The sequence below is a fragment of the Halorubrum yunnanense genome (assembly GCF_026586675.1).
GTDB lineage: Archaea > Halobacteriota > Halobacteria > Halobacteriales > Haloferacaceae > Halorubrum > Halorubrum yunnanense.
Map to the genome: position 1 here is coordinate 31,147 of NZ_JAODIX010000069.1, position 6,904 is coordinate 38,050.

7 protein-coding genes are annotated in these 6,904 nt (G+C 72.0%); 5 read left to right on the forward strand and 2 right to left on the reverse strand.

Translation table 11 applies throughout. The features are described 5' to 3' along the window. The 4 genes from N5096_RS14550 to N5096_RS14565 form a co-directional block, all read left to right on the forward strand. Window positions 1-711, forward strand: a 711-nt coding sequence (locus N5096_RS14550; protein ID WP_465261741.1) for an FtsZ/tubulin family protein, incomplete at its 5' end; no start/stop codon positions are given. Window positions 712-729: 18 nt separating this feature from the next. Next, complete coding sequence (cofC, locus tag N5096_RS14555) at window positions 730-1,398, forward strand: 2-phospho-L-lactate guanylyltransferase (RefSeq protein WP_267665529.1); 669 nt, start codon at window positions 730-732, stop codon at window positions 1,396-1,398. A gap of 70 nt (window positions 1,399-1,468) precedes the next feature. Continuing rightward, complete coding sequence (cofG, locus tag N5096_RS14560; RefSeq protein WP_267665530.1) at window positions 1,469-2,632, forward strand: 7,8-didemethyl-8-hydroxy-5-deazariboflavin synthase subunit CofG; 1,164 nt, start codon at window positions 1,469-1,471, stop codon at window positions 2,630-2,632. 96 nt (window positions 2,633-2,728) lie between these two features. Then, window positions 2,729-3,589 (forward strand): mechanosensitive ion channel family protein, encoded by an 861-nt coding sequence (locus tag N5096_RS14565; RefSeq protein ID WP_267665531.1) that lies wholly within the window; start codon window positions 2,729-2,731, stop codon window positions 3,587-3,589. A 13-nt stretch (window positions 3,590-3,602) separates the two neighbouring features. On the opposite strand, the gene N5096_RS14570 is transcribed toward N5096_RS14565, so the two are convergent. Then, window positions 3,603-5,072 (reverse strand): MATE family efflux transporter, encoded by a 1,470-nt coding sequence (locus N5096_RS14570; RefSeq protein ID WP_267665532.1) that lies wholly within the window; start codon window positions 5,070-5,072, stop codon window positions 3,603-3,605. Between the two features lie 82 nt (window positions 5,073-5,154). Here N5096_RS14570 and thiE point away from each other — a divergent pair, with 82 nt between their 5' ends. After that, the gene (gene thiE / locus N5096_RS14575) at window positions 5,155-5,787 is read left to right on the forward strand and encodes a thiamine phosphate synthase (protein ID WP_267665533.1); all 633 of its coding nucleotides are present in this window, start codon (window positions 5,155-5,157) and stop codon (window positions 5,785-5,787) included. A 97-nt stretch (window positions 5,788-5,884) separates the two neighbouring features. On the opposite strand, the gene N5096_RS14580 is transcribed toward thiE, so the two are convergent. Then, window positions 5,885-6,736, reverse strand: coding sequence for an SDR family oxidoreductase (locus N5096_RS14580; RefSeq protein WP_267665534.1), 852 nt, complete (start codon window positions 6,734-6,736; stop codon window positions 5,885-5,887). Window positions 6,737-6,904: the final 168 nt, after the last annotated feature.

Genomic DNA, 6,904 nt, shown 5'->3' on the forward strand with positions numbered 1-6,904 from the left:
TTCGTCCGCGAGGTGGACAACCTGATGGTGTTCGACAACGACGCCTGGCGGAAGACGGGCGAGTCCGTCCAGGGCGGCTACGAGGAGATCAACGAGGAGATCGTCCGGCGGTTCGGGATCCTCTTCGGCGCCGGCGAGATCCAGCAGGGCCAGGAGGTCGGCGAGAGCGTCGTCGACTCCTCGGAGATCATCAACACGCTCTCCGGCGGCGGCGTCTCGACCGTCGGCTACGCCGAGGAAGAGGTCGAAGAGCGCAGCTCGGGCGGGCTGCTCTCGCGGCTCCGCGATGACGGCAGCAACGACGAGCTCGACAGCGCACACACCACGAACCGCATCACCAGCCTCGTCCGCAAGGCGGCGCTGGGGCGGCTCACGCTCCCCTGCGAGATCGAGGGCGCGGAGCGCGCGCTGCTCGTGCTCGCCGGGCCGCCGGAGTACCTCAACCGGAAGGGTATCGAGCGCGGGCGGAAGTGGCTCGAAGAGCAGACCGGCTCGATGGAGGTCCGGGGCGGCGACTACCCGTACCGCGGCGCCGGCTTCGTCGCGACCGTGATCCTGCTGGCGGGCGTCACGAACGTCCCGCGGATCAAGGAGCTCCAGCAGGTCGCCATCGAGGCGCAAGACAACCTCGACGAGATCCGCGAAGAGAGCGACGAGAACCTCGACGAGCTCGTTAGCGACGACAGCGACGAGCTGGAATCACTGTTCTGAGGGCCGCCGTCGCTCGCGATGGAGGTCGTCGTTCCGTTCTCGACTGATCGGCCGAAGTCCCGACTCTCCGGCGTTCTCTCACCCGACGAGCGGAGCGCGTTCTCGCGGGCGATGCTGCGTGACGTGCTCGACGCCGTCGCGGCGGCCGGCGGCGAGCCGCGGGTCCTCGCGACCGACGCGGTCGACCTCGAACGCCCGGTCACCGTCGACGACCGCCCGCTGACGACCGCGGTGAACGCGGCGTTGGACGCGCGGCTCGGTGAGTCTCCGGGGGATAGCGGCCCGGTCGCGGTGGTCATGGCGGACCTCGCGCTCGCGACTCCGGCGGCGCTCCGCGGGCTCTTCGAGGGCGGTCGCGACGCCGACGTCGCGGTCGCCCCGGGTCGCGGCGGCGGGACGAACGCGTTCGTCGCCGACGACCCCGCGTTTCGGGTGGACTATCACGGCGCGTCGTACCTCGACCACCGGCAGATCGCCGCGGACGCGGGGCTGAGCGTCGCGGTCGTCGACTCCCACCGGCTCGCGACCGACGTGGACGAGCCGGCGGACCTCGCCGAGCTGCTGATCCACGCCGAGGCGGACGGCGATGGCGGCGGAGGCGGCGAGAGCAGGGCGGCGCAGTGGCTCCGCGAGGCCGGCTTCGCGCTCGACACGGCGGACGGACGGGTCGGCGTCGAACGGGAGTAGGGGGTCAGACGGCGACCCCCTCGGATCCGCGACCGCGATCCTTTTTGAGGCCCGAGTGTGAGGAGCGCACGTGTTCGCCGGGGCCGACGAGTACGACGTTGACGTCGCGGTCGACGAGCGGGCGGTCGAGCGACTGCTCTCGGTCCGCCCGGCCGACGTCGAGCCCGCCGATCGGCTCACCTTCGCGCGCAACGTCTTCATTCCGCTCACCACGGCGTGTCGGTACACCTGTACGTACTGTACCTACTACGACGTCCCGGGAGAGGCGTCGCTGCTATCGCCCGATGAGGTGCGCGAACAGTGCCGCGTCGGCGCCGATGCGGGCTGTACGGAGGCGCTTTTCACCTTCGGCGACGAGCCGGACGACCGGTACACGGGGATCCACGACACCCTCGGCGAGTGGGGGTTCGACTCGATCCACGACTACCTCTACCGCGCCTGCGAGATCGCCCTGGAGGAGGGGTTGCTTCCCCACTCGAACCCGGGTGACCTGACCGAGACGCAGTTCGCGTCGCTGGGGGAGGTGAACGCCTCGATGGGCGTCATGCTGGAGACGACCGCCGACGTCGACGCCCACAGCGGGGGCCGGCGGAAGACCCCCGGCCAGCGGCTCAACACGATCCGGGCAGCCGGGCGGCGGGGCGTCCCCTTCACCACCGGGATCTTGGTGGGTATCGGCGAGGGGTGGCGCGACCGCGCGGAGAGCCTGCTCGCGATCCGCGAGCTCCACGAGCGCCACGGCCACGTCCAAGAGGTGATAGTGCAGAACGTCGTGCCGAACGAGCGGTCGGACTTCGCGAAGCCGGACCTGGAGACGATGCGCCGGGTCGTCGCGATGGCCCGGGCCGCGCTCCCGGCGGAGGTGTCGGTGCAGGTGCCGCCGAACCTCTCGCCCGCGGCCGACCTCGTCGACTGCGGGATCGACGACCTCGGCGGAGTCTCCCCGGTGACGGACGACTACATCAACCCCGCATACGAGTGGCCCGACCTCGACGGGCTCCGGGCGGTCGCCGACGCCGGCGGGATGCCCCTGCGCGAGCGGCTCCCGACCTACGCGCGGTTCCTCCCGGAGGGCGTCCGCCCGGTCGGCGTCGACCCCGCTCCCGCGCCGACCTCCCGCGACGGGTGGATCCCCCCGACCGTCCGCGAGCGAATCCGCGAGAGCGACGTTCACGGGCGGCGGCTCCGCGGGGTCGCTCGGGGAGACGGGCCGCTCGCGGTTCGCGGCGACTGAGCGACGATCGGGGTGGCCGCCGGACCGGCGGTCGAGCCCTGATAAACAACTGCGCTGCCAGTAGATTCTTTGAATATCCTTCCGAACTGCAGGGCGATGCTACCACTACAGTTCGGCGGTTTCGGGTTGAGCGCGGCCCTGGCGGGGGTGCTGTTTTCCGCGGCCCTCTTCCTCGTCGGGTTCGTCGGGGTGTTGCTACTGGGCAAGTTCGTGCTCGTCCCGGCGATCATGCGGGTGTTGCGGTCGCGGGGGTTCGACGAGGCCGTCCGCAGCCTCGGGTCGAGCGTGGCGAACGCCGTCGTCTGGGTGGCGGCGATCGCGATCGCGTTCACGATGGCCGGCTTCGGCGCGTTCCTCTCGGCGTTCGCCGTCTTCGGCGGCGCCATCGCGCTCGCGATCGGGTTCGCCGCCCAGGACCTCCTCGGCAACTTCGTCGCCGGGATCTTCATCCTGAAGGACAAGCCGTTCGAGGTGGGCGACTGGATCGAGTGGGACGGGAACGCGGGCCGCGTCGAGGACATCGACCTGCGCGTCTCGCGGGTCCGGACCTTCGACAACGAGCGGATCACGGTCCCGAACGGCGACCTCGCGAACAGCGCCGTCACCAACCCGGTCGCGTACGAGACGCTGCGCCAGAAGTTCGTCTTCGGGATCGGGTACGACGACGACATCGCGCAGGCGACGGACATCATCACGGAGAAGGCCGAGGCCCACGAGGAGATCCTCGACGACCCGGGCGTCTCGGTCCGGCTCGTCGAGCTCGGCGACTCGGCCGTGGGGCTCCAGTCGCGCTGGTGGATCTCGGACCCCGACCGCGGGGACTTCGTCCGGGTGCGCTCGGAGTACGTCACCGCGGTGAAGGAGGCGTTCGACGAGGCCGGCATCGACATGCCGTACGTCCACCGGCAGCTCACCGGCAGCGTCGAGGTGCTCGAGTCGGTCGCCGACGAGGAGTAGGGCTCTCGCGGTTCTACTCCACCGACGAGTCGTCCGCCGCGTCCGGCCGGTACTGCCGGCTGACGGCCTGCCACCGGTTCGACCGGAACCGCGCGAGGTTCAGCCCGGCCGGGACCAGCTTCTCGGCGATCACCGCCGCGTACAGCCCGCCGACGCCCAGCGGCGTCGCCAGCCCGAGCAGCGCGACCGGGATCGCGACGACGTACGACCCGACCATCGACGCCGCGAACGGCCACCGGGTGTCGCCGGCGCCGCGCAGCGACCCCGTCACCGAGCCGCCGACACCGAGCGGTATCGCGGAGACAGCGGCGACGACGACGAACGCCGCGGTCGCCGCCACGGCCGCCGGGTCGTCGACGAACACGCCCGCGATCGGGTCGGCGGCGAGGACGACGACCGCCGACGCGAGGACGTAGACGAGCGCCGACAGCCGGATCACGTCGCGGCCGTACTCGGTCGCGAGCGACTCCTCGCCCGCGCCGAGCCGCTGCCCGACGAGCGTGCTCGCGGCGATGGAGAACCCCCAGCTGAAGCTCCCGAGGAGCGCCCGGACGCGCCGACCCACCTCGAGGGCCGCGACGGTCGCGTCGCCGAACGAAGAGGCGATCCACAGCAGGGGGAAGACGGCGACCCCCTCGGCCACCCGGCGCGCGATCAGGGGGGCGGAGACGCGGAGGAGCTGGCGGACCAGGTCGGCGTCGATCCACGGCCCGGCGCGGCCGACCGGGACCGGCGAGGCGCCGTGCCCGAAGTACGACCGGCCGGTCATCCCCCACGAGAGAGCGATCCCGACGGCGGCGATGGAGACGGCGGTGCCGAGCCCCGCGCCGAGCACGCCGAGGCCGACGCCGAGCACGAGCCAGACGGTGAGGACGACGTTGAGGATGGCGCCGCCGGCCCGGACCACCATCGGCGTGAACGTGTCGCCGACGCCGGCGTAGGTGCGGCTCGCGATCATGTTGAAGAACTCGAAGGCGAGCGCCGGCGCGGTGACGACGAGGTAGGTCGTCCCGGCCCGGAGCGCGGTCCCCTCGCCGCCGACGAGCGCGATCAGGGGCTCGGCGAACGCGACGAAGCCAGCGATGATCGGCGCGACGAGCGCGAGCGCGGCGACCAGCGACCCCTTGACGACGAGCGCGGCGCGGCCGCCCTCGCCGCCCCCGTAGTTCTGCGAGACGAGCGACACCGTCCCCCCCGCGAGCCCGATAGAGACGAACTTCGCGAGCTGCCAGTAGGCGAACGCGAACGCCAGCCCGGCGACCGACGGCGCCCCGAGCGCGATCCCGACGACCGCCAGGTCTACCGTGTTCTTCGACATGATCGCGAACCCGGTGACGATCCGGGGCCACGCCAGGTCGAGCGTCTCGCGGAGCCGGCCGCGGTCGATGACGCCGGCGCGGTCCAGCCCGTCCGCCGCCGCCGAGCCGAGCCGGGAGAGCGCGCCTCGGAGCCGGCGGGCCGCGGCCCGGAGTCGTGATCGCATCGGCGTCGGTAGGGGCCGGGGCGGCTTGGGTCTGTCCACCTCGAGCGACAGCTTTTCACGCGACCACCAGAAGATATCACCCATGAATCCCACGGAGTGGCGGACGTACCTCGTGACGGGGGCGAGCCGGTCGGCGGGCCGCGACACGGAGACGGTCGTCGAGGCGGCCCTCGCGGGCGGCGTCGACGCGGTGCAGCTCCGCGAGAAGGACGCGAGCGACGCGACGCGGTACGAGGTCGGGGAGCGCGTGCGCGAGCTGACGGCCGACGCGGGCGCCCCGCTGATCGTCAACGACCGGGTCGACGTCGCCGCCGCGGTCGACGCCGACGGCGTCCACTTGGGGCAGTCGGACCTCCCGGTCGCGGTGGCGCGCGAGCAGCTCGGGGAGGAAGCGGTCGTCGGCGTCTCGGCCTCGACGGTCGACCAGGCGCGGGCGGCCGAGGCGGCGGGCGCGGACTACCTCGGCGTCGGCGCCGTCTACGGCACCGACTCGAAGGACGTCTCCGGTGACCGGAACGGGATCGGCACCGAGCGAGTCGCCGCGGTCGCGGACGCGGTCGACGTCCCGACGATCGGGATCGGCGGGATCGACGCGAGCAACGCGGCGCCGGTGGTCGAGGCCGGCGCGGCCGGCGTGGCGGCGCTGTCGGCGATCACGGCCGCCGAGGATCCGGAAGCGGCGACCGCGGCGCTACGCGAGGCGGTCACGCGCTGAGACGGGGGGCCGGTCGGGACGGACGCCGAGCGAGTACGACCGCGACGGACGCCGAGCGAGTACGACCGCGACGGGGTCACGCACCCTTGCGACGCGGTCACGCCTCCCGTTCGAACTCGGGATCGAACAGCCGCGCCGACATCGGGGCGGGGTCGCCGTCGGTGAGGTTGTACGCCGAGAGGTCGGTGACCCCCGCCTCGCGGAGCAGCTCCTCGTCGTAGAAGCTGTTGCCCGTGCACTCGGACGGGTCGCGCGCGAGGATTTCGAGCACCGCGTCGGAGACGATCTCCGGGGTGCGCCAGTCGTCCTCGGTCCCGAGCCCGAAGTAGCGGGTCGCGCGGGTGTCGATCGTCGTCACCGGCCAGAACGTGTTACAGCCGACGCCGTCGCCCGCCAGCTCCTCGGCGAGCGAGAGCGTGACGAACGACATCCCGAGCTTCGACCACGCGTACGGGGCCTTCCCCGGCGAGCGGTCGGTCGTGACCGGCGGCGAGTTCGACAGCAGCCACGCCTCGTCGAGGCCCGCGAGGTGGTCGGCGAACGCGTGCGCGACGAGGTGGGTCCCGCGGACGTTCACGTCGGTCAGGAGGTCGAACCGGTCGGCCGGCAGGTCGGCGACGTTCGCCAGTTGGATCGCGCTCGCGTTGTTGATCACGACGTCGACCTCGCCGAAGCGGTCGATCGACGCCTCGACGACGGCCTCGACGCGGGCCTCGTCGCGGAGGTCGAGTTCGAGCGCGAGCGCCTCGGGCCCGCGGTCGCGCACCTCGCGGGCCGTCTGCTCGATCGTTCCCTCGAGCTCGGAGTCGTCGCCGTCGGTCGTCTTGCCCGTCGAGACGACGTTACAGCCCCGGTCGGCGAGCGCGAGCGCGATCTGCTTGCCGATGCCGCGGGTCGTCCCGGTGATGAACGCCGTCGAGCCCGAGAGGTCGGGGTCCGCGAGTGCCATACCACTCGTTCGGCCGACCGAGGCATAATTCTCGGTGTCCGGGGCGCGCGGTCGGCGATACGGTATTTAAACATCCGCGAGCGGCGACGACAACCATTTTTGACATCCTCCCGCGCCTGAAGACGCGGGAATCCCACGGCACCGCACCGCTGAGTTGGGATATTATGG